Source organism: Pantoea sp. GD03673 (genome assembly GCF_029844725.1).
Classification (GTDB): Bacteria; Pseudomonadota; Gammaproteobacteria; order Enterobacterales; family Enterobacteriaceae; genus Pantoea.
The window spans coordinates 473,815-494,600 of record NZ_JAOCKJ010000002.1; the positions used below are offsets into that span (position 1 = coordinate 473,815).

Here is a 20,786-nt window from a genome sequence, read left to right on the forward strand (position 1 = left end):
GGCTTTATGAGCTCTTATCCGCTAAGCGGGGCAATCATAAACAGGTGAATGAGCAGCTGCGTGATTATAGCAAGTTCCATGCCAGAAAATAAATCATTATATTTTTCAGCAGATTGAACAGACCGGCCCGCTGACTGGCGCGAAAAATCTGACAAAAACCAGGGCAGAGTGTCTCCGCAAGGCGACAATAAATTCATCCTGATGCGCAGACATTTAAAATCAATGAGATAAATGTCGCCATACAGCGACAGTGCCACAGACCGGTTGTCGTCGTTTGCCAACAGCGGCGCAAAAAAGAACAGGAGGCACGCTGGCCTCCTGTTCATTTCAGTGGATTACATTAACCCAGCTGTCTGCGCGCATTGCGGAAAATACGCATCCACGGGCTGTCTTCACCCCACTCAGCCGGATGCCAGGAGTTGCTCACGGTGCGGAACACGCGCTCCGGGTGCGGCATCATGATGGTGACACGACCACTTTCGTTGGTCACGGCGGTGATGCCGTTAGGTGAACCATTCGGGTTAGCCGGATAGGTTTCTGTGACCTTGCCAAAGTTATCGACAAAGCGCAGTGCCACCAGCCCTTTCGACTCCAGCGCCGCCAGGTGTGTCGCATCACGGACTTCCACAAAGCCTTCACCGTGCGAAACGGCGATAGGCATATGCGAACCGGCCATCCCGTCCAGCAGCAGTGACGGACTGGCGGCGACTTCGACCAGGCTGAAGCGCGCTTCAAAGCGCTCAGACTGGTTACGCACAAAGCGCGGCCAGAGATCGCTGCCCGGAATCAGTTCACGCAGATTGGACATCATCTGGCAACCGTTGCAGACGCCCAGCGCCAGGGTTTGCGGACGATGGAAGAAGGTTTCGAACTCGTCACGCACGCGCGGGTTGAACAGAATCGATTTCGCCCAGCCCTCACCGGCACCCAGCACATCGCCATAAGAGAAGCCGCCACAGGCGACCAGCGCCTGGAACTCGTCCAGACCACGACGTCCGGCCAGCAGATCGCTCATGTGAACATCAATCGCGGTGAAGCCAGCCCGATCAAAGGCGGCGGCCATTTCCACGTGCGAGTTAACGCCCTGCTCACGCAGCACCGCAACCCTTGGACGTGCGCCAGTGGCGATCATCGGGGCTGCGACATCTTCCTGCGGGTTAAAGGTCAGGTGTACATTCAGGCCAGGATCGCCGTCGTTCTTCTTCGCTTCATGTTCCTGATCGGCACACGCCGGGTTGTCGCGCAGACGCTGCATCTGCCAGGTCGTTTCCGCCCACCAGGTACGCAGCGTGTTGCGACTTTCGCTATAAACCGCACTCTCACCGGCACGGATGACAAAGCGATCGCCCGGCTGCGCACTGCCCAGCAGATGCGTCGAAGCGGCCAGGCCGTGATCGGCCAGGATCTGCTCAACCACGGCGCGATCGGCGGCGTTAATCTGGATCACTGCACCCAGCTCTTCGGTAAACAGGGCGGCCAGTGCATCATCGCCCAGCGTGGCGATGTCAACGTCGATACCGCAGTGACCGGCAAAGGCCATCTCAGCCAGCGTCACCAGCAGACCGCCGTCGGAGCGGTCGTGGTAGGCCAGCAGTTTCTGCTCAGCCACCAGCGCCTGAATCGCATTGAAGAAGCCCGCCAGCTGGGTGGCATCACGCACGTCGGCAGGTTTGTCGCCAAGCTGACGGTAAACCTGCGACAGCGCGGTTGCGCCCAGCGTATTTGCGCCGTTGCCCAGGTCGATCAGCAGCAGCAGGTTATCCAGATCCGCCTGCAGCTGTGGCGTGACCGTGCGACGCACATCTTCGACGCGGGCAAATGCGGTAATCACCAGCGACAGCGGTGAGGTCATCTCGCGCTGTTCGGTGCCTTCCTGCCAGCGGGTTTTCATCGACATCGAGTCTTTGCCGACCGGGATGGTAATCCCCAGCGCCGGGCACAGCTCCTCACCGACCGCTTTCACCGCCGCATATAAACCGGCATCTTCACCCGGATGACCGGCTGCGGACATCCAGTTTGCGGAGAGCTTCACACGCTTCAGCGAACCAATCTGCGTTGCCGCCAGGTTGGTCAGTGCCTCACCCACGGCCAGACGACCGGACGCCGCGAAGTCCAGCAGCGCAACCGGTGAACGTTCGCCCAGGGCAAAGGCTTCGCCGTGGTAGCTGTCAAGGCTGGCGGTGGTCACCGCACAGTTGGCTACCGGGATCTGCCACGGTCCTACCATCTGATCGCGCGCCACCATACCGGTCACGCTGCGGTCACCGATGGTAATCAGGAAGGTTTTTTCCGCCACGGCAGGCAGATGCAGGACGCGATTCACTGCATCGACCAGCGTAATGCCATCACGCTGCAGTTCAGTGCCCTGCACCTGCTGCGTAACCACATCCCGCGTCATCTTCGGCGTTTTGCCCAGCAGCACGTCAAGCGGCATGTCGATAGGCTTGTTAGCGAAATGGCTGTCTTCCAGGCTCAGATGCAGCTCTTCGGTCGCTTCACCAATTACCGCAAACGGTGCGCGTTCGCGCTGGCAGATCGCCTCAAACTGCGCCAGTTGATCGGGGGCGACGGCCATCACATAACGTTCCTGTGATTCGTTGCACCAGACCTCCAGCGGGCTCATGCCAGGCTCATCACTTAAGATGTCACGCAGGTTGAACCGGCCGCCACGACCGCCGTCGCTGACCAGCTCTGGCATCGCATTAGAAAGGCCACCTGCGCCCACGTCGTGGATAAACAGAATCGGGTTCTCATCCCCCAGTTGCCAGCAGCGGTCGATTACTTCCTGGCAACGGCGTTCCATCTCCGGGTTGTCACGCTGAACGGAGGCGAAGTCGAGATCGGCATCAGACTGACCCGAGGCCATTGAGGATGCCGCACCGCCGCCCAGGCCGATGTTCATGGCCGGTCCACCCAGCACCACCAGCTTAGCACCCACGGTAATTTCGCCTTTCTGTACGTGATCGGCCCGGATGTTACCGATGCCGCCCGCCAGCATAATCGGCTTGTGATAGCCGCGCAGTTCGGTGCCGTTGTGGCTGGTGACCTGCTCTTCATAGGTACGGAAGTAGCCATTCAGTGCCGGACGACCAAATTCATTGTTAAACGCCGCGCCGCCCAGTGGACCGTCGGTCATGATCTCCAGCGCGCTGACGATGCGTGCCGGTTTGCCGAAATCTTCTTCCCACGGCTGTTCAAAGCCAGGGATACGCAGGTTAGAGACGGAGAAACCGACCAGGCCCGCTTTTGGCTTGGAGCCGCGTCCGGTTGCGCCTTCATCACGGATTTCACCACCGGAACCGGTGGCCGCACCTGGCCACGGTGAGATGGCCGTTGGGTGGTTGTGGGTTTCCACCTTCATCAGGATGTGCGCGGCTTCCTGGTGCCAGCGGTATTCGCTCTCGCCGGCATCGGCAAAGAAGCGACCCACTTCTGATCCTTCCATTACAGCGGCGTTATCTTTGTAAGCAGACAGCACGAAGTCCGGCGTCTGCTCCATGGTGTTTTTGATCATCTTAAACAGCGATTTTGGCTGTTTCTCGCCGTCGATAATCCAGTCGGCGTTGAAGATCTTGTGACGACAGTGCTCAGAGTTCGCCTGCGCAAACATATAGAGCTCAATGTCGTTAGGATTGCGGCCCAGCGCGGTAAATGCCGCCACCAGGTAGTCGATTTCATCGTCCGCCAGTGCCAGACCCAGCGCGGTATTTGCCTGAACCAGTGCCTGACGGCCCTCACCCAGCAGATCGACACTCTTCACCGGCTGCGGCGTGTGGTGCGCAAACAGCTGCTCAGCCTGCGCCAGATCGCTGAATACCGTTTCCATCATCCGATCGTGCAGCAGCGTGCCCAGCGTTTGCCACTGTGCTTCCGTCAGCTGCGGAGCCTGCACATAAAAGGCCAGACCGCGTTCCAGGCGACGTACCTGCGGCAGACCGCAGTTGTGGGCTATGTCAGTGGCTTTGGATGACCAGGGTGAAATTGTGCCGGGACGTGGCGTTACCAGCAGCAGACGACCCTGTGGGGCATGTTCAGCGAGAGAGGGACCATACTTCAGCAGGCGTTGCAGGCGGCTCTGTTCGTCAGTGGTTAAGGGCGTACTGACATCAGCAAAATGGATGTACTCAGCGTAAATATCACTCACCGGCAGATGAGCGTCCTGAAAGCGGGTCAGCAGTTTGTTTACACGAAATGCCGACAGGGCGGGCGAACCACGCAGAATTTCCATTAATAAGTCTCTCGTCAGGGCGCCGGGCGACGCTTGATTGGGCGCAACAGGGAAAACGGGGCGTATTATAGAGAAAGCGACCTCGCGACGAAACCGTTTGCGCACAATTTTTGGCGACCCGGATTTGCCTGAATTTTGCGCAAAAGCTGCTATAAAAGTTGCTCAGTGTGATTTTGTTGCGCAAAATGCCCCTCGCTCTGGGAGTTCAAAGAAGATAAATACTGCCTTTAAAAGACAGAGGCCTTAGAGCCAGCGAGAGATAACTATTTGAAACGCCTAAAATTTAATTATCTGTTTATCGGTCTGGTTGCCGTGCTGTTAGCGTTAGCGCTGTGGCCATCCATTCCCTGGTATGGGGGTGGGCAGGACAGGATTTCACAGATTAAATCACGGGGAGTGCTGCGGGTCAGTACCATCAGCTCTCCCCTGACTTACTACACAGTTAACCAGTTACCGGCCGGTATGGATTATGAGCTGGCAAAACGCTTCGCCGATTATCTGGGCGTCAAACTTAAGGTGACGGTTCGTCCTAACCTGAGCGATCTGTTTGATGACCTGGATGAGGGCAAAGCCGATTTGCTGGCCGCTGGCCTGAACTACAACAATGAACGCCTGACGCGCTATCGGACCGGGCCAGGCTACTACAACGTTTCGCAGCAGCTGGTCTATCGCGTGGATAAGCCGCGCCCTAAAAACCTCGGTGACTTAAAGGGGCGGCTGACGGTTGCGTCAGGATCGGCCTATCTGTCAACGCTGAAGAACGCACGTTCAAATCAGTTCCCCGATCTGGACTGGGCGATCTCCACTGATCAAAGTCCTAAAGCCCTGCTGGAAGCGGTGGCCGACGGCAAGCTCGACTACACCATTGGTGACTCGGTGACCATCGCCCTGTTGCAGCGCATCTATCCGCAGCTGGCGGTGGCGTTCGATGTTACTGATGAAGAGCCGGTAACCTGGTATGTGCGACACAGCGGTGACGACAGCCTGAATGCGGCGATGCTCGACTTCTTTAATGGTATGGGTGAAGAAGGGGCGATGGCGCGGCTGGAGGAGAAGTATCTCGGTCACGTCGGCACCTTTGATTATGTGGATACCCGCACTTTCCTGCGCGCCATCGACAGTACGCTGCCCGACATCAGGCCGCTGTTTGAGAAGTACGCCACCAGCATTGACTGGCGGCTGCTGGCGGCCATCTCCTATCAGGAGTCGCACTGGAATCCGCAGGCTACCTCCCCGACCGGCGTGCGCGGCATGATGATGCTGACGCGTAACACCGCTGAAAGCCTGGATGTGGGCGACCGCACCGATCCCGAACAAAGCATTCGCGGCGGCAGTCAGTATCTGCAGGATATGATGGCGAAGGTACCGCAGACCATCCCGGAAGATGAGCGCATCTGGTTTGCGCTGGCGGCTTATAACATGGGTTATGCCCATATGCTCGACGTGCGTAAGCTGACGGCACGCCAGGGCGGTAATCCTGACAGCTGGGCGGATGTGAAGCTGCGTCTGCCGATGCTGAGCCAGAAACGCTATTACGCCCAGACGACCTACGGCTATGCGCGCGGACATGAGGCTTATAATTACGTGGAGAACATCCGCAAGTATCAGATAAGCCTGGTAGGCTATCTGCAGGAGCAGGAGAAGCGCCTGGCACGTCAGGCGGCGGAAGCAGCAGCCGGGGCGGAACTGGCCAAAGGCTATCCGGTGGTCGAACCGAAGATCGCCATGAACTAACCCTGGCGTTGCGCCTGACGCAGCGCTTTTTTCTGCTCGCGACGCAGACGGAAGAAGTCGCTCAGCATGGCGGCACACTCTTCAGCCAGCACGCCGCTGTGCAGTTCAACCTGATGATTCATGCCTGGATGGCCCAGCACATCCAGCAGCGATCCCGCCGCCCCACTCTTACTGTCATGCGCACCATAGACCAGCCGGGTAATGCGGCTGTGAACCATAGCACCGGCACACATCACGCACGGCTCCAGCGTGACGTAGAGCGTGGTATCCAGCAGGCGGTAATTTTCCAGCACTTTGCCGCCCTGCCGCAGAGCCATGATCTCGGCGTGCGCCGTCGGGTCATGCTGGCCAATGGGCCGGTTCCAGCCTTCACCAATCACCCGGTCACCCTGAACCAGCACCGCACCCACCGGCACTTCGTCCTGCTCCCAGGCACGGCGCGCCAGGCTAAGCGCATGGCGCATCCAGTATTCGTCTTGTTGTTTCACGCTGACCACTCCGGGCGACTGAAAAGCGGCGCATTATAGCGATCTCTGTGAGCGTGTCGACGCTTATTCCAGCTGTTGCAGTTCACCCGCCGGGGTCACACGCCAGCGATGCTGACAGAAGAACAGCAGCGGGTTGTCCTGTTTGCTGTCGCTGTAACCACTGTAGAGCTGTAACGGCGTGCCAATTTTCTCCTCCAGCTGTGCCACTTTCTCATGGCCGAGGCAGCGCATCGCCAGTACCCGTCCCCCCCAGCCACGCTGCATCTGACTGGCAATCAGTTTTACGCGTGGCAGAAACGCGGAGTCGTAATAGACCTGCTCCACCAGTGACTGTGGCGATCCGGTGATGAGCCAGACGTCCGCATCATCACTGCCAAGGTAGTCCGTCAGGCGCTGCTGCACCACCGGAAAGGCGGTTACGCGCAGGCGAAACCACTGCGAAAATTCCGCTTCGAGCCGCAGCAATGTCTGCTCAGAGCGGCCAAAGGTAATTGACCAGAGCAGCAGGCTCATGGGCCAGCGTGCCGCCCGGCCTTTAAAGAGCAGGCCGATACCCACCACCGGCAGTAAGGGCACCACCAGCAGCAGATTGAGCGGGCGGCGACGCAGCAGATAGCGCATGAATGTGCCGAACATGTCCTGCTGATGCAAAGTGCCATCCAGGTCAAAAAATACGATGCGACGTTGTGTTCCCCTGGTCAAACAACTCTCCTTTACGGCTGATTCTGAGATGATAAAGAGTAGTGTAGCCATCATCAGGCGGTACGGCGATGGCGGTCATTTTTAATTCCGATGACTACAATGCCCGATGAATAGTTTATTCTTCACTGATTATCCCTGAATTATGAGGATTGGGCATGAGTTCATTGCTGCGCATTCGCCAGCTTTATCCACGTCTGGCATTGAACGAGCGCCGGCTGGCAGATTTTTTACTGTCGCAACCCGATCGGGCACGCCATCTGAGTTCACAGAAACTGGCAGAAGAGTCCGGCGTCAGCCAGTCGAGCGTGGTGAAATTTGCTCAGAAGCTGGGATACAAAGGTTTTCCGGCGCTGAAGCTCGCCCTGAGTGAGTCACTGGCAGACAAGGATGCCATTACCGTGCATAACCATATTCTCAGCGACGACCCGCTTAAAATGGTGGGCGAGAAGCTGCTGACAGAGAAGCTCTCGGCGATTCGCGCCACGCTGGATATTAATAGCGAAGAGAAGCTCAACGACGTGTTACAGCTGCTGAAAAATGCCCGGCGCATTTTACTGGTCGGCATCGGCGCATCGGGTCTGGTGGCAAAGGACTTCTCCTGGAAGCTGATGAAAATTGGCATTAATGCCGTGGCGGAACAGGACATGCACGCCCTGCTGGCCAGCGTCCAGGCGATGGGGCCGGGCGATGTGCTGCTCGCCATCTCGTACACCGGGGAGCGGCGTGAGATCAATCTGGCGGCGCAGGAAGCCGTTCAGGTGGGTGCCGATGTGGTGGCGTTTACCGGCTTTACGCCGAACACCCTGCAGCAGAGCGCCAGCTACTGTCTGTATACCGTTGCGGAAGAGCAGAGTACCCGCAGCGCCGCCATCTCTTCAACCACAGCCCAGCTGGCACTGACCGATCTGCTGTTTATGGCGCTGGTACAAAACGATCCGGAACGTGCGTCCAGCCATATTCGTCACAGCGAAGCGCTGGTGAAAAAGCTGGTCTGATCAGCAACAGCGCGTATAATACCCGCGCTTTTTCTGTTGTTATCAGGTGGGAAAAATGGCGCTGTTGATTACGTCCAGATGCATTAACTGCGATATGTGTGAACCGGAGTGCCCCAATCAGGCCATTTCACTGGGCGATGCCATCTATGAGATTGATGTCAGTCGCTGTACGGAATGCGTCGGGCATTATGAAGCGCCCACCTGTCAGCGGGTCTGCCCCATCGACAACACTATCATCACTGACCCACAGCACACCGAATCACGCGATGCGCTGTGGGATAAGTTCGTGCTGCTGCACGGCTAGCTTTCAATGATCACCGTGGCGCAGGCGTAATGACGTTCGTCGGCCAGCGTCACGTGAACGTGGTTAACGCCCAGCTTCTCTGCCACGTCAGCCGCCTGCTGAAAGAAGCGTAACCCCGGTTTTCCCAGCGCATCGTTGTAAACTTCAAACTGATTAAACGCCAGACCACCGCGAATGCCGGTGCCAAAGGCTTTTGCTGCCGCCTCTTTGACCGCAAACCGCTTAGCGAGAAAGCGCACCGGCTGGTTATGCGCCTGATACTGCTGCCATTCGGCCTCACTCAGAACACGACGCGCCAGGCGGTCGCCGGAGCGCGCTAACACCCCGGCGATGCGTTCAATCTCAACGATGTCACTGCCCAGTCCCAGAATAGCCATCAGCGGCGGGCTTCACGCAGCAGTTGCTTCATCTCTTTAACCGCATCCGGTAAGCCACTCATTACTGCACGCCCGATAATGGCATGGCCGATGTTCAGCTCATGCATTTCCGGCAGCGCCGCAATGGGGAGAACGTTGTGGTAGGTGAGACCGTGACCGGCGTTGACCTTCAGCCCCAGGCTGGCAGCAAAGGTCGCGGCATGACGAATGCGGGCCAGCTCCGCATCACGTGCCCTTCCCTCCGGCGCTTCGGCATAAGCCCCGGTGTGAATTTCAATGTAAGGCGCGCCCGTGGCAACGGCCGCTTCGATCTGGCGGTGGTCAGCATCAATAAACAGTGAAACCAGAATGCCCGCGTCACTCAGCAGTCGCACCGCCGCATTCATCTTCTCCTGCTGCCCCGCCACATCCAGTCCGCCTTCCGTGGTCACTTCCTGACGCTTTTCCGGCACCAGGCAGCAGAAATGGGGCTGGATATCACAAGCGATGCCGATCATCTCATCGGTGACCGCCATCTCCAGATTCATGCGCGTCTGGATGGTGTCACGCAGTATGCGCACGTCGCGGTCCGTGATGTGACGGCGATCTTCACGCAGGTGTACGGTAATGCCGTCTGCGCCCGCCTGCTCGGCAATAAACGCCGCCTGCACCGGGTCGGGATAGTTTGTCCCACGCGCGTTACGCACCGTGGCAATGTGATCGATATTGACGCCTAACAGCAACTCAGCCATGACCATCCTCACTTCTTTTCCATCGTGATGTTGAGTGTACCGCGCAAATATAAACTGCCGGTACGACCCGCGCTATTCATCTGCCTGTTCAGGCTTTTTCTTAGGGATAAACTGGCGGAACAGCTCCTGACTTTTCAGCGGCTTGCCGCCAAGATAGGGCTTCAGCGCCATGCGGGTAAACCGCTTAGCAGCCCGCAGGGTGTCGGCATCGGGGAACTCGCGTTCACACAGGGCGTGCAACTGGCGACCGGTAAAGCTGCGCTGGTTGACCACCAGACTGGCGATAAAGCCGCGCTCTTCGCGATAGCTGTACGTCATGTCGTCGCTGACCGGCTCGCCGCTGCCCGCGCAATGCCGGAAATCGACGCCGTAACCCAGGTGACCGAGCAGCGCCAGTTCAAAACGGCGCAGTGCCGGTTCCGGCTTACCGTGCGTTGAGGCTAATGCCTGAAGGCAATTGAGATAATCGAAGAAGAGTTCCTGGAAGGGAGATTCCGGCTGCAGGACGCGAGAAACCAGCTCATTGACATAGAGACCGCAGTAGAGCGTCATGCCGCTGAGCGGTAAGGCCAGCGACACCGCTTCGGCATTGCGCAGGGTTTTAACTTCCCCGCGCCCGCTCCAGCGAACCAGCAAGGGAGTAAAAGGCTGTAACGCGCCTTTCAGCTGCGAGCGCCGTGAGCGTGCGCCCTTAGCCAGCACCCGCACCCGCCCTTCGTTTTCGCTGAACAGGTCGAGCAGCAGACTGGTTTCGCTGAAGGGACGACTATGCAGCACAAAGGCGCGTTGCCAGCCTTCCATTGAATCAGAGATCGTCTGTATAACCCAGGCTGCGCAGCGCTCGTTCGTCATCTGCCCAGCCGGATTTCACTTTCACCCACAGTTCGAGATGCACTTTCGCTTCGAACATCTCTTCCATGTCCCTGCGCGCTTCTGTTCCGATGACTTTGATTTTGGCCCCTTTGTTGCCAATCACCATTTTCTTCTGCCCTTCGCGCTCAACCAGAATCAGACCATGAATGTCATAACCGCCGCGTTCGTTAGTCACGAAGCGTTCGATCTCCACCGTCACTGAATAAGGCAGTTCCGCCCCCAGGAAACGCATCAGTTTTTCACGGATCATCTCTGAGGCCATGAAACGCTGTGAGCGGTCGGTGATGTAATCTTCCGGGAAGTGATGATCGGCCTGCGGCAGATGCTTGCGGGTGATCGCCGCAATGGTGTCGACGTTTTTGCCGCTCTCCGCTGAGATTGGCACGATATCGAGGAAGTTCATCTGCTGGCTCAGGAACTGCAGGTGCGGCAGCAGGATGGTTTTATCCTGGATGTTATCGACTTTATTGACAGCCAGCACAACCGGCACTTTGTTGTCGCGCAGTTTGTTTAACACCATCTCATCATCTGGCGTCCAGCGCGTGCCTTCAACCACGAAGATCACCAGCTCTACGTCGCCAATGGAACTGCTGGCTGCGCGGTTCATCAGACGGTTAATGGCGCGCTTCTCTTCCATGTGCAGACCGGGGGTATCGACGTAAATCGCCTGATAGTCGCCCTCAGTATGAATGCCCATGATGCGGTGGCGCGTGGTTTGCGGCTTACGCGAGGTGATCGACACCTTCTGCCCCAGCAACTGGTTCAGTAAGGTGGATTTACCGACGTTTGGTCGGCCAACAATCGCGACAAAGCCGCAATAAGTAACGTTTTCGCTCATTCGAGTCCTGAATTGTTCAGCGCCTGGTGCGGCGCTGAAAGAGTGCTATTTGAGTCATGTGTCATTCAGCGTCTTCTGACGCCGGGATAGCCCTGTCAAAGGGGTATTGATTCGGTGCCGGTTCCGGCCCTGTTACCCCGACAGACCTATTCGAGACCTAATTTTATCAGTGCCTGTTCAGCCGCTGCCTGCTCCGCTTTACGACGGCTGGAGCCGACGCCGACGACCGGCTCGGCCATGCCACTCACCTGACAGTGAATGGTGAATTCCTGATCGTGGGCTTCGCCACGCACCTGCACGACCAGATAACTTGGCAGTGGCAGATGACGTCCCTGCAGATACTCCTGCAGGCGCGTTTTTGGATCTTTCTGTTTATCGCCAGGACTGATTTCGTCCAGGCGGGTCTGATACCAGTCGAGGATCAGCTGCTCTACCCGCCCGATGCTGCTGTCGAGGAAGATACCGCCAATCAGCGCTTCTACCGTGTCCGCCAGAATCGATTCGCGACGGAAACCGCCGCTTTTCAGCTCACCCGGACCTAAGCGCAGACACTCGCCAAGATCAAATTCGCGTGCCATTTCAGCCAGTGTATTACCACGCACCAGCGTGGCACGCATGCGGCTCATGTCACCTTCATCGACCCGCGGGAAGCGGTGATAAAGAGCATTCGCAATCACATAGCTAAGAATAGAATCGCCCAGAAATTCCAGGCGCTCGTTGTGCTTACTGCTGGCGCTGCGGTGAGTCAGGGCCTGCTGTAACAGTTCCGAATGAGTAAAAGTGTAGCCCAGTTTGCGCTGAAGCTTGTTAATCAGGATGGGGTTCATGCGATTCCAGTTCTTTGTTGCGTCTGTGACTCTGCATACCAAACGGGGCTGGCAATCCAACACGTTCCGTTTGGTGTGCAGTGGCCTCCCTGAGGAGGCCACCCGATTTGCCTGTTGATCAGACAACCTTATTAGTGGATTCCGCCGATGCGACTGAATCGCACGCCGGTCGGCCACTGACCTTCTTGTTTCTCAAAGCTCATCCAGATAGCGACCGCTTTACCGACCAGATTACGCTCCGGGACAAAGCCCCAGTAGCGGCTGTCGGCGCTGTTATCACGGTTATCGCCCATCATGAAGTATTGCCCCTTCGGCACCACCCAGCTCGCCTGTGGCTGACCCGGCTGCTGATAATACATGCCTGCCTGACTCTGCGCTTCGTTAACCAGCAGAATGTCATGCGTCACGTTACCAATCGTCTCTTTACGGGTTCCCAGACGCAGACCGCCGCGCAGGGTGTCGCCCTGCGGCACCTGATAAAAACCGTTGCCGGTTTCGTTACCATCAAAGCCGCTAAACGTCTGAATAAAGTTGCTTGGCTCAACGTCGGTATACGTCACCGCTAACGCTGTGTCACAGGCTTTATCATCGGCACAGGTCGGCTTCACCGTCAGCGTTTTGCTGTAAGGATCATAGATGACTTTGTCGCCAGGCAGGCCAATAACGCGCTTAATGTAGTCAAGGCTCGGATCTTTCGGGTATTTAAATACCGCAATGTCGCCGCGCTTCGGCTGACCGGTTGGGATCAGCGTCGTCTGGGTGATCGGATCTTTGATGCCGTAAGCGAATTTCTCCACCAGGATAAAGTCGCCAATCAGCAGCGTTGGCATCATCGAGCCAGAGGGAATCTGGAACGGTTCGTAAATAAACGAACGCACGATGAACACCACGGCCAGCACCGGGAATACGGATGCGGTCGTTTCAACCCAGCCCGGCTGTGAAGAGACCTTCGCCAGCGTTTTGCTGTCAAGTGCGTTGCCGGTCTGAGCCTGCGCCGCAGCCTGTTTCGCACGGCGTTCAGGTGCCCATTTAAAACGATCAATTACCCAGACGATGCCAGTAACCAGCGTCGCTATCGCCAGAATCAGGGCGAACATATTAGCCATTGGAAATCCTTATTTGCTGTCCTTACCGACATGCAGAATGGCGAGGAACGCTTCCTGTGGCAGCTCAACGTTACCAACCTGCTTCATACGCTTCTTACCATCTTTCTGTTTCTGCAACAGTTTCTTCTTACGGCTGACGTCGCCGCCATAGCACTTGGCAAGAACGTTTTTACGCAGCTGTTTAACGGTTGAGCGCGCAATAATGTGGTTGCCGATGGCGGCCTGAATCGCAATATCGAACTGCTGACGCGGGATGAGATCTTTCATTTTCTCAACCAGATCGCGTCCGCGATAAGGCGCGTTGTCGCGGTGCGTGATCAGCGCCAGCGCATCCACACGCTCAGAGTTAATCAGTACGTCAACGCGCACCATGTCTGATGGCTGGAAACGTTTAAAGTTGTAATCCAGCGAGGCATAACCGCGTGAGGTGGATTTCAGACGGTCAAAGAAGTCCAGGACCACTTCAGCCATCGGAATTTCATACGTCAGTGCAACCTGATTGCCGTGGTAAACCATGTTCGTCTGCACGCCACGCTTCTCAATACAGAGCGTGATGACGTTGCCCAGGTACTCCTGCGGCAGCAGCATATGACATTCTGCAATCGGCTCACGCAGCTCTTCGATATTGTTCAGCGGCGGCAGCTTGGATGGGCTGTCGACGTGAACAATGTCGCCGCCGGTGGTCACGACCTCATACACTACCGTCGGAGCGGTCGTGATCAGATCGAGATCGTATTCACGCTCCAGACGCTCCTGAATAATCTCCATGTGCAGCAGACCGAGGAAGCCACAGCGGAAACCAAAGCCCAGCGCCGTGGAGCTTTCTGGCTCATAGAATAGCGAGGCATCGTTCAGGCTCAGCTTACCGAGCGCATCACGGAATGCTTCATAGTCGTCAGAGCTGATAGGGAACAGACCGGCGTAAACCTGCGGCTTCACTTTTTTGAAGCCTGGCAGCGCCTTGTCTGCCGGGTTACGTGCGGTGGTCAGGGTATCGCCTACCGGTGCGCCGAGGATATCTTTAATGGCGCAGACCAGCCAGCCAACTTCACCGCAGTTCAGCTCATTACGATCAACACGTTTCGGCGTAAAGATACCCAGGCGGTCAGCGTTATACACCTGGCCGGTACTGAGAACTTTGATCTTGTCACCTTTGCGCATGGTGCCGTTTTTTACACGCACCAGCGAGACGACGCCCAGGTAGTTATCAAACCAGGAGTCGATAATCAGCGCCTGCAGCGGACCTTCCGGGTCGCCTTCTGGCGGCGGAATATCACGCACCAGACGTTCCAGCACGTCGGGTACGCCAACGCCGGTTTTCGCGGAGCAGCGCACCGCATCCGCAGCATCAATGCCGACGATATCTTCAATTTCCTGCGCAGCGCGATCGGGATCGGCGGCTGGCAGGTCAATTTTGTTCAGAACCGGCACTACTTCCAGATCCATCTCCATCGCGGTGTAGCAGTTCGCCAGTGTCTGCGCTTCAACGCCCTGACCTGCATCCACCACCAGCAATGCGCCTTCGCAGGCAGCCAGTGAGCGGGAAACTTCATAAGAGAAGTCTACGTGGCCCGGCGTATCAATGAAATTGAGCTGGTAAGTTTCGCCGTCTTTCGCGTGGTAATCGAGTGTGACGCTCTGTGCTTTGATAGTAATGCCACGCTCGCGCTCCAGATCCATCGAGTCAAGAACCTGTGCAGCCATTTCACGGTCAGAAAGGCCACCGCAGATCTGAATAAGGCGGTCAGAGAGCGTCGATTTACCGTGGTCGATATGAGCGATGATGGAGAAATTTCTTATGTGCTTCATTTATAGGGATATCTTCGCTTAAAATTCAGTTGAAAATCTGAGCACAGACACATTCAGGAAGATCGCTCTTTACCCACAATCCTGTCAGCCTCATTAATGACGACGCATATTACACTGTTAACGCCGCGCATAAAAGAATGGAACGTGGTGGAAGCGAAACAGATATCTGCGCAAGGCAGAGCGGACAAAGGCCGCGGGATGCGCGGCCTGGACGTACGTTACGCTTCGCTTTCAACACGCAGCGCATCGGGAGGTAAAGCGATGTTGAGAATGACCGGCTGAAAGGCGTCGCGATCGCCAAATTTCATTGAAACGCCTTTGGCGACAATAAAACCGCCAATGCCACCCAGCAGTGCGCCACAGGCGGCGGCCAGATCGCTGCTGAACAGCGCCTGAAACAGACCGGCAACCACGAACAGACCAAACAGCGGCGTCATATAGACCAGCAGCGCTGAACCCAGCAGGCTGCTCTCTTTGATGCCTAACTCAATGCGCTGTCCCGGCTGCAGCGGCTTGCTGCTGGCGATCTGCATCACGTGAGCATTCTTCGGACCGAGTTTATTCAGCATATGGCTGCCGCAACCTTTACGGGCCTGGCAACTGTTGCAGGAGGTTTTTGCTTCGGTATGCAGTGTGGCAATGCCATCCTGCCATGCCACCACGGTGGCCCATTCTCTCATCATTTTTGTGACCCCAGGTCGATGCTGTCCGCAATACGTTTTGCGGTTGAGGGCGGTAATTCGCCGATCACCGCAATTTCGTTATTATTGCGCACAACGGTCTGGACCGTACGACGTCCGGTGCGCAATGTCTGCGTTGTGCTGCTTTTATCGGCTGGCGTCACGTTGATTGCGAAACTAAACAGACCATCGCTGTAGAGCTTCGACTCAATATTTTTGTTCAGTCCCGGCAGCGTGCGGCGATTCTGAGACACCAGCGACATGCCAGCGGGTATCCAGCCAGGCTGCCAGGCGACGGTAACGGCGTCCCCTTTCGGAACGGAAAGCGACGGTGGCAGATTCGCTTTCTCCAGCCCCTGCATCAGATTGCGCACGCCATCATCTACCGCAAAGCTGATAACGCGGAACTGCTCCAGCGTTTCGCCGTCACGATCGAGCAGGTCGATACGCAGCGGCAGCTTAGTGTCCACATCCAGCCAGACCACATAGCTGTAACGGGTGCCATCGCGTGAAACGATGCGCAAGACATCACACATCTGATCGGCAATGCGCGAGCGACCCACGGTAATAAAATCGTAGGCGGTGGCGAGTTTGGTGAAGTCAGCAAAAATCACCGATGGCAACGCATCGATAATGTGATTGCCGGGAAGCGAAAAGGGATCAAGGCCAGGCTCGAAGTAGCTGATATCGTTACCGCGCTGAATGACTTCCCGGCGGGGTCCGTCCATCTGCAACAGCTGTGCGAATATCCGGTTATCGACCACCGCGTGCCGATAACGCAGCGATTCAATACCGATGCGCGAGACGTTGATATAGGCGAATTCGTAGTTGAGGTTCTGACTTGCCTGCTCCATCTGCTGCAATAGCGCCCCGGACGCAGTAGTTTGCGCCGGGGTGGCAGATGACCATAACAGGCTGCCTGTCAGCAGGCTAACAGCATACCAAAACGGCTTCATTACTGCTGCTGCTGTCCTAATGACTGGTTTCCGGGAACATTAACCTGCGCCTGTTTTGGCGCATCGGTTTCAAATTGCAGCTGATCAGCGTGCAGACGACGTTGCAGTTCATAGTCCTGAAGCATCGCGTTCACGCGACGACGCTGGTCCTGAACCTGCTGATTTGAGCTGTTCGTGTCAAACGCATCAGACGGCACGCCCAGGCTCACCGGTGAGGCTTTACCCATCATCGGCAGCGTATTGAACACCGGAGAGTCAGACGTCTGCGTGGCACTGCCCTCTGGCTGATTGTAGTGCTGAACACCCACGATCACGGCCAGTGACACACAGGCAGCCACACCGACCTGAGTCAGTTGCGCAGCCCACGGGCGCGCTTTTTTCCAGAATGGCATTTTTTCCCAGCGGGAAGGCTCTGGCTGAGCTTCAGGGATCAGCGTAGTGACCTTACGCAGCGGCTCTTTTTCGATAGCAGCAGCGACGCGCGCAGAGATATCAAAATGCAGGACGTCGCCTGTATCACCGCGCATGGTATCGCGAATAAGATGATAGCTCGCCCAGCTTTTCTGTAGTTCTGCGTCCTTAGACAAGGCGGAAAACAGCTCGTTATCTAAGGTCTCACCATCCATTAAAGCGGAAAGTTTTTCTTTCTGCATGCCTATGTACCCTTCCAGTAGCCGTTATCACTAACGTTGGATAAGCGGTTGAACTTTGTTATCAATGGCCTCTCGCGCACGAAAGATACGTGATCGAACAGTGCCTACCGGGCAATCCATAATGACGGCGATCTCTTCATAACTCAGACCGTCCAGTTCCCTGAGGGTGATTGCCATACGCAAGTCCTCGGGTAGCGCCTCGATGGTACGAAAGACAATTTGTTTCAATTCATCAGACAACATTAAGTTCTCAGGGTTCGATATTTCTTTTAATGCACCCGCACTTTCGAAATTTTCTGCGTCAATTGCATCCACATCACTGGATGGCGGACGACGCCCCTGAGCAACCAGATAATTTTTCGCTGTGTTTACCGCGATGCGGTACAGCCAGGTATAAAACGCGCTATCGCCCCGGAAAGAGTCCAGTGCGCGATACGCTTTAATAAAGGATTCCTGTACTACATCAGGCACATCCCCCGAGGGAACGTAGCGTGAAACCAAACTCGCCACTTTATGCTGGTAACGAATCACCAGTAAGTTGAACGCTTTTTGATCTCCCTTCTGTACCCGCTCGACAAGGACCTGATCCGTTAACTGCTCGCTCATCCGAGGTAATGTCTCCCCAAATTTTTCATATGCAAAAAGTAACTGCCAGCACATCTCATGTTTCTGAGCAAGCATGCGCTTAGAGTTGTGATGTGGGGCGAAGTTCACTTCCCGCCGTAATTTTTACCGCTCCGATGGACATTACACAGGTTGTTCGTTTTCGTTCAGTGTAAGGAGCGTAAATCGCAGGCAGAGTAACCTATGACAACAGCTTTTTCATCATTAAATCCTTAAGGTTTAATCGGTTTGTTATAAAAAACCACGCCTTAAACAGCTTCATTTTAACCCACTGATTATAGGTAAGTTTAGAGAATCCCCGGCCAGACACGCACGCCTGATGTTTAAAATACTTCACAGAACCCCCCTTTGCGCTTATGCTCAGCGCTGGTCTTGTTTAGTAAATTAAACATTATGATGAATGCGAACCCGGATTATCAGTGTGATGTATTGATTGTGGGCAGCGGTGCGGCGGGCCTGTCACTGGCGTTACGGCTGGCAAAACAGTATCAGGTGACCGTTCTCAGTAAAGCGCAGATTAATGAAGGGTCGACCCTTTATGCGCAGGGCGGTATTGCTGCGGTATTTGATGAGACTGACAGCATCGAGTCACACATTGAAGATACCCTGATTGCCGGAGCGGGATTATGTGACCGTGAAGCCGTCTCGTTTATTGCCAGCAATGCCCGGCATTGCGTGCAGTGGCTCATTGATAACGGTGTCGCCTTTGATCTCGATCCGCAGGCGGCTGGTGACATGCGCTATCACCTGACTCGCGAAGGCGGCCACAGTCATCGCCGAATCCTGCACAGCGCTGATGCCACTGGTCATGCGGTAGAAACAACGCTGGTGAGCCAGGCGCTCAGCCATCCCAACATCCGGGTTCTGGAACGCACTAACGCGGTCGATCTGATTCTTTCCGATAAAATCGGCCTGCCAGGCCCACGCCGGGTAGTAGGTGCGTGGATCTGGAACCGCAATCGTGAACAGGTTGAAACCTGTCGGGCGCGGGCCGTAGTGGTAGCAACAGGCGGTGCCGCCAAAGTCTATCAATATACCACGAACCCCGACATCGCCTCCGGTGACGGCATAGCTATGGCGTGGCGCGCCGGCTGCCGGGTTGCTAATCTCGAATTTAACCAGTTCCATCCGACCTGCCTCTTTCATCCGCAGGCGCAGAATTTTCTGTTAACCGAAGCGTTACGCGGAGAAGGTGCCTGGCTACTACGTCCCGATGGCAGCCGTTTCATGCCCGATTTCGATGAGCGCGCCGAGCTTGCGCCGCGCGATATCGTAGCCCGGGCGATCGACCATGAGATGAAGCGGCTGGGTGTCGACTGTATGTATCTGGATATCAGCCACCAGCCTGAAGAATTTGTGCGCGCACACTTCCCGATGATCTACGAGAAGTTGCTGACCTTTGGCTTTGATCTGACCCGGGAGCCGATCCCGATCGTGCCTGCGGCGCACTATACCTGCGGCGGCGTCGTCGTCGATCAGCATGGTCAGACCGACGTCAGTGGCCTTTATGCCATTGGTGAGGTGAGTTATACCGGCCTGCATGGCGCGAATCGCATGGCGTCTAATTCGCTGCTGGAGTGTCTGGTCTATGGCTGGTCGGCAGCAGAAGCGCTGATTCGTACCCTGCCCGACATCGAAGCTGTCGCTTCGCTGCCCGCATGGGATGAGAGCCAGGTTGATGACGCCGACGAGCGTGTGGTGATCCAGCACAACTGGCACGAGCTGCGTCTTTTTATGTGGGATTACATGGGAATCGTCCGCACCACCCGACGGCTGGAACGGGCATTGCGCCGCATCAGTCTGCTTCAGCAGGAAATAGATGAGTATTACCGTCATTTCCGCCTCTCCAACAACCTGCTGGAGCTGCGGAATCTGGTGCAGGTCGCTGACCTGATGGTGCGCTGTGCGCTGGAGCGAAAAGAGAGTCGCGGCCTGCACTATATCCGTGATTATCCGGACTTACTGCCAGAAGCGCGGCCAACCATTCTGACACCGCCGGGTTACATGAAGAGATAAAAGTCCTGCGTCAGACTACACCACTCAGCGGAATAGCGGGTGTCTGGCGCACGGATAGCGAGACGCTCCAGCAGCGTTTCACCGGCCTCTGGCGACAGGCCCAGCACGACCCGGTGCGGCGGACGATGCGCATATTCCGCCACGTCCAGCCGGAAACGCAGATGCCAGCCATCAGCCTGCGCCAGGGAGATAAACGCCTCGCCAATAGCGACAGGCAGCACCACGCAGAACATCCCCTCTTCTTCAATCAGTGCGGCTGCACAGCGTAACAGCGTCGGATGATCGAGCGAAGCCGTCGCGCGTGCGTTGTCCCGCGCCGTGGTAGAGCAGGCTACGCCAGGCGCAAAATAAGGAGGATTACTGACGATCAGGGAGTAACGTTTATCGCACGGTTCAGCCCAGCTGGCGATATCCTGCTGATGAACCTGAATACGTTCAGGCCACGGTGACAGCTGGACATTTTCCTGCGCCTGCTGTGCGGCTTCAGGTTCTGACTCAACCGCATCGATCGTGACCTGAGACGGCGTGCGCTGCGCCAGCATCAGCGCGATTAACCCACTGCCGCTGCCAATATCCAGAATGCGTCTAACCCCGGCGACCGGTGCCCAGGCACCAAGCAGAATGGCATCCGTACCCACTTTCATTGCACAGCGATCGTGGGCGACAAAAAATTGTTTAAAGGTAAATCCGTTCTTGTTTAACTGAGGCCGTTCACGCGGCTTATCCTGCATCATTGTTCACTACCATCGTTTTTTCCTGCCGCACGGCAGCGCATGAGTGTAACGTGGCGACAGTGGGAATTCACGCGGCAGAGACCCCCAGGCGCAGCGGAAACGGATTAACAG

General features: G+C 56.3%; 20 protein-coding genes. 4 read left to right on the forward strand and 16 right to left on the reverse strand.

Annotation, left to right across the window (positions count from 1 at the left end):
• Nucleotides 1–14: 14 nt before the first annotated feature.
• Together N5J69_RS05470 and purL are read right to left on the reverse strand one after the other, a co-directional pair.
• On the reverse strand, nucleotides 15–257 hold the full coding sequence (locus N5J69_RS05470; protein ID WP_279768597.1) for a hypothetical protein: 243 nt from the start codon (nucleotides 255–257) through the stop codon (nucleotides 15–17).
• Nucleotides 258–340: 83 nt separating this feature from the next.
• Nucleotides 341–4,228 carry a phosphoribosylformylglycinamidine synthase gene (gene purL, locus N5J69_RS05475; protein ID WP_279768599.1) on the reverse strand — a complete coding sequence of 1,296 codons (3,888 nt, stop codon included), beginning with the start codon at nucleotides 4,226–4,228 and terminating at the stop codon, nucleotides 341–343.
• A 267-nt stretch (nucleotides 4,229–4,495) separates the two neighbouring features.
• Between purL and mltF the strand changes: the two genes are divergently transcribed.
• Nucleotides 4,496–5,962, forward strand: coding sequence for a membrane-bound lytic murein transglycosylase MltF (mltF, locus tag N5J69_RS05480; RefSeq protein ID WP_279768600.1), 1,467 nt, complete (start codon nucleotides 4,496–4,498; stop codon nucleotides 5,960–5,962).
• On the opposite strand, the gene tadA is transcribed toward mltF, so the two are convergent.
• Nucleotides 5,959–6,450: a tRNA adenosine(34) deaminase TadA gene (gene tadA / locus N5J69_RS05485; protein ID WP_279768601.1), complete on the reverse strand. Its 492-nt coding sequence runs from the start codon at nucleotides 6,448–6,450 to the stop codon at nucleotides 5,959–5,961. The genes mltF and tadA overlap by 4 nt on opposite strands.
• Before the next feature lie 63 nt (nucleotides 6,451–6,513).
• A complete protein-coding gene (yfhb, locus tag N5J69_RS05490; RefSeq protein WP_279768603.1) occupies nucleotides 6,514–7,152 on the reverse strand; it encodes a phosphatidylglycerophosphatase C in 639 nt (212 codons plus the stop codon).
• A 155-nt stretch (nucleotides 7,153–7,307) separates the two neighbouring features.
• On the opposite strand from yfhb, the gene N5J69_RS05495 reads away from it, so the two are divergent.
• Both N5J69_RS05495 and N5J69_RS05500 read left to right on the forward strand, forming a co-directional pair.
• Nucleotides 7,308–8,147, forward strand: coding sequence for a MurR/RpiR family transcriptional regulator (locus N5J69_RS05495; RefSeq protein ID WP_010257643.1), 840 nt, complete (start codon nucleotides 7,308–7,310; stop codon nucleotides 8,145–8,147).
• A gap of 55 nt (nucleotides 8,148–8,202) precedes the next feature.
• A complete protein-coding gene (locus N5J69_RS05500; protein WP_033733547.1) occupies nucleotides 8,203–8,451 on the forward strand; it encodes a YfhL family 4Fe-4S dicluster ferredoxin in 249 nt (82 codons plus the stop codon).
• Here N5J69_RS05500 and acpS read toward each other — a convergent pair.
• The 11 genes from acpS to rpoE all read right to left on the reverse strand — a co-directional run bounded on the left by acpS (nucleotide 8,448) and on the right by rpoE (nucleotide 17,907).
• Complete coding sequence (gene acpS, locus N5J69_RS05505; RefSeq protein WP_279768604.1) at nucleotides 8,448–8,828, reverse strand: holo-ACP synthase; 381 nt, start codon at nucleotides 8,826–8,828, stop codon at nucleotides 8,448–8,450. The genes N5J69_RS05500 and acpS overlap by 4 nt on opposite strands.
• Nucleotides 8,828–9,559 (reverse strand): pyridoxine 5'-phosphate synthase, encoded by a 732-nt coding sequence (gene pdxJ, locus N5J69_RS05510; protein WP_147789541.1) that lies wholly within the window; start codon nucleotides 9,557–9,559, stop codon nucleotides 8,828–8,830. Before pdxJ ends, acpS begins: the two co-directional genes overlap by 1 nt.
• 72 nt (nucleotides 9,560–9,631) lie before the next feature.
• Nucleotides 9,632–10,360: a DNA repair protein RecO gene (gene recO, locus N5J69_RS05515; protein ID WP_279768606.1), complete on the reverse strand. Its 729-nt coding sequence runs from the start codon at nucleotides 10,358–10,360 to the stop codon at nucleotides 9,632–9,634.
• Between the two features lie 4 nt (nucleotides 10,361–10,364).
• Nucleotides 10,365–11,270, reverse strand: a complete 906-nt coding sequence (gene era, locus N5J69_RS05520; protein ID WP_128084399.1) for a GTPase Era — start codon at nucleotides 11,268–11,270, stop codon at nucleotides 10,365–10,367.
• A gap of 146 nt (nucleotides 11,271–11,416) precedes the next feature.
• Nucleotides 11,417–12,097 (reverse strand): ribonuclease III, encoded by a 681-nt coding sequence (gene rnc, locus N5J69_RS05525; protein ID WP_279768608.1) that lies wholly within the window; start codon nucleotides 12,095–12,097, stop codon nucleotides 11,417–11,419.
• A gap of 131 nt (nucleotides 12,098–12,228) precedes the next feature.
• Nucleotides 12,229–13,203 (reverse strand): signal peptidase I, encoded by a 975-nt coding sequence (lepB, locus tag N5J69_RS05530; protein ID WP_279768609.1) that lies wholly within the window; start codon nucleotides 13,201–13,203, stop codon nucleotides 12,229–12,231.
• A gap of 9 nt (nucleotides 13,204–13,212) precedes the next feature.
• On the reverse strand, nucleotides 13,213–15,012 hold the full coding sequence (lepA, locus tag N5J69_RS05535; RefSeq protein WP_279768610.1) for a translation elongation factor 4: 1,800 nt from the start codon (nucleotides 15,010–15,012) through the stop codon (nucleotides 13,213–13,215).
• 218 nt (nucleotides 15,013–15,230) lie between these two features.
• On the reverse strand, nucleotides 15,231–15,695 hold the full coding sequence (gene rseC / locus N5J69_RS05540; protein ID WP_279768612.1) for a SoxR-reducing system protein RseC: 465 nt from the start codon (nucleotides 15,693–15,695) through the stop codon (nucleotides 15,231–15,233).
• Nucleotides 15,692–16,648, reverse strand: coding sequence for a sigma-E factor regulatory protein RseB (gene rseB / locus N5J69_RS05545; RefSeq protein WP_279768613.1), 957 nt, complete (start codon nucleotides 16,646–16,648; stop codon nucleotides 15,692–15,694). The genes rseC and rseB overlap by 4 nt, the downstream gene beginning before the upstream one ends.
• Nucleotides 16,648–17,301 (reverse strand): anti-sigma-E factor RseA, encoded by a 654-nt coding sequence (gene rseA, locus N5J69_RS05550; protein WP_279768614.1) that lies wholly within the window; start codon nucleotides 17,299–17,301, stop codon nucleotides 16,648–16,650. The genes rseB and rseA overlap by 1 nt, the downstream gene beginning before the upstream one ends.
• A 30-nt stretch (nucleotides 17,302–17,331) precedes the next feature.
• The gene (gene rpoE / locus N5J69_RS05555; protein WP_013358764.1) at nucleotides 17,332–17,907 is read right to left on the reverse strand and encodes an RNA polymerase sigma factor RpoE; all 576 of its coding nucleotides are present in this window, start codon (nucleotides 17,905–17,907) and stop codon (nucleotides 17,332–17,334) included.
• Between the two features lie 414 nt (nucleotides 17,908–18,321).
• On the opposite strand from rpoE, the gene nadB reads away from it, so the two are divergent.
• The gene (gene nadB, locus N5J69_RS05560; RefSeq protein WP_279768728.1) at nucleotides 18,322–19,941 is read left to right on the forward strand and encodes an L-aspartate oxidase; all 1,620 of its coding nucleotides are present in this window, start codon (nucleotides 18,322–18,324) and stop codon (nucleotides 19,939–19,941) included.
• On the opposite strand, the gene N5J69_RS05565 is transcribed toward nadB, so the two are convergent.
• Entirely contained in the window at nucleotides 19,926–20,675 is a 750-nt protein-coding gene (locus tag N5J69_RS05565) for a tRNA1(Val) (adenine(37)-N6)-methyltransferase (protein WP_279768615.1), read from the reverse strand. The two genes, nadB and N5J69_RS05565, sit on opposite strands and share 16 nt — an antisense overlap.
• Between the last annotated feature and the right edge of the window lie 111 nt (nucleotides 20,676–20,786).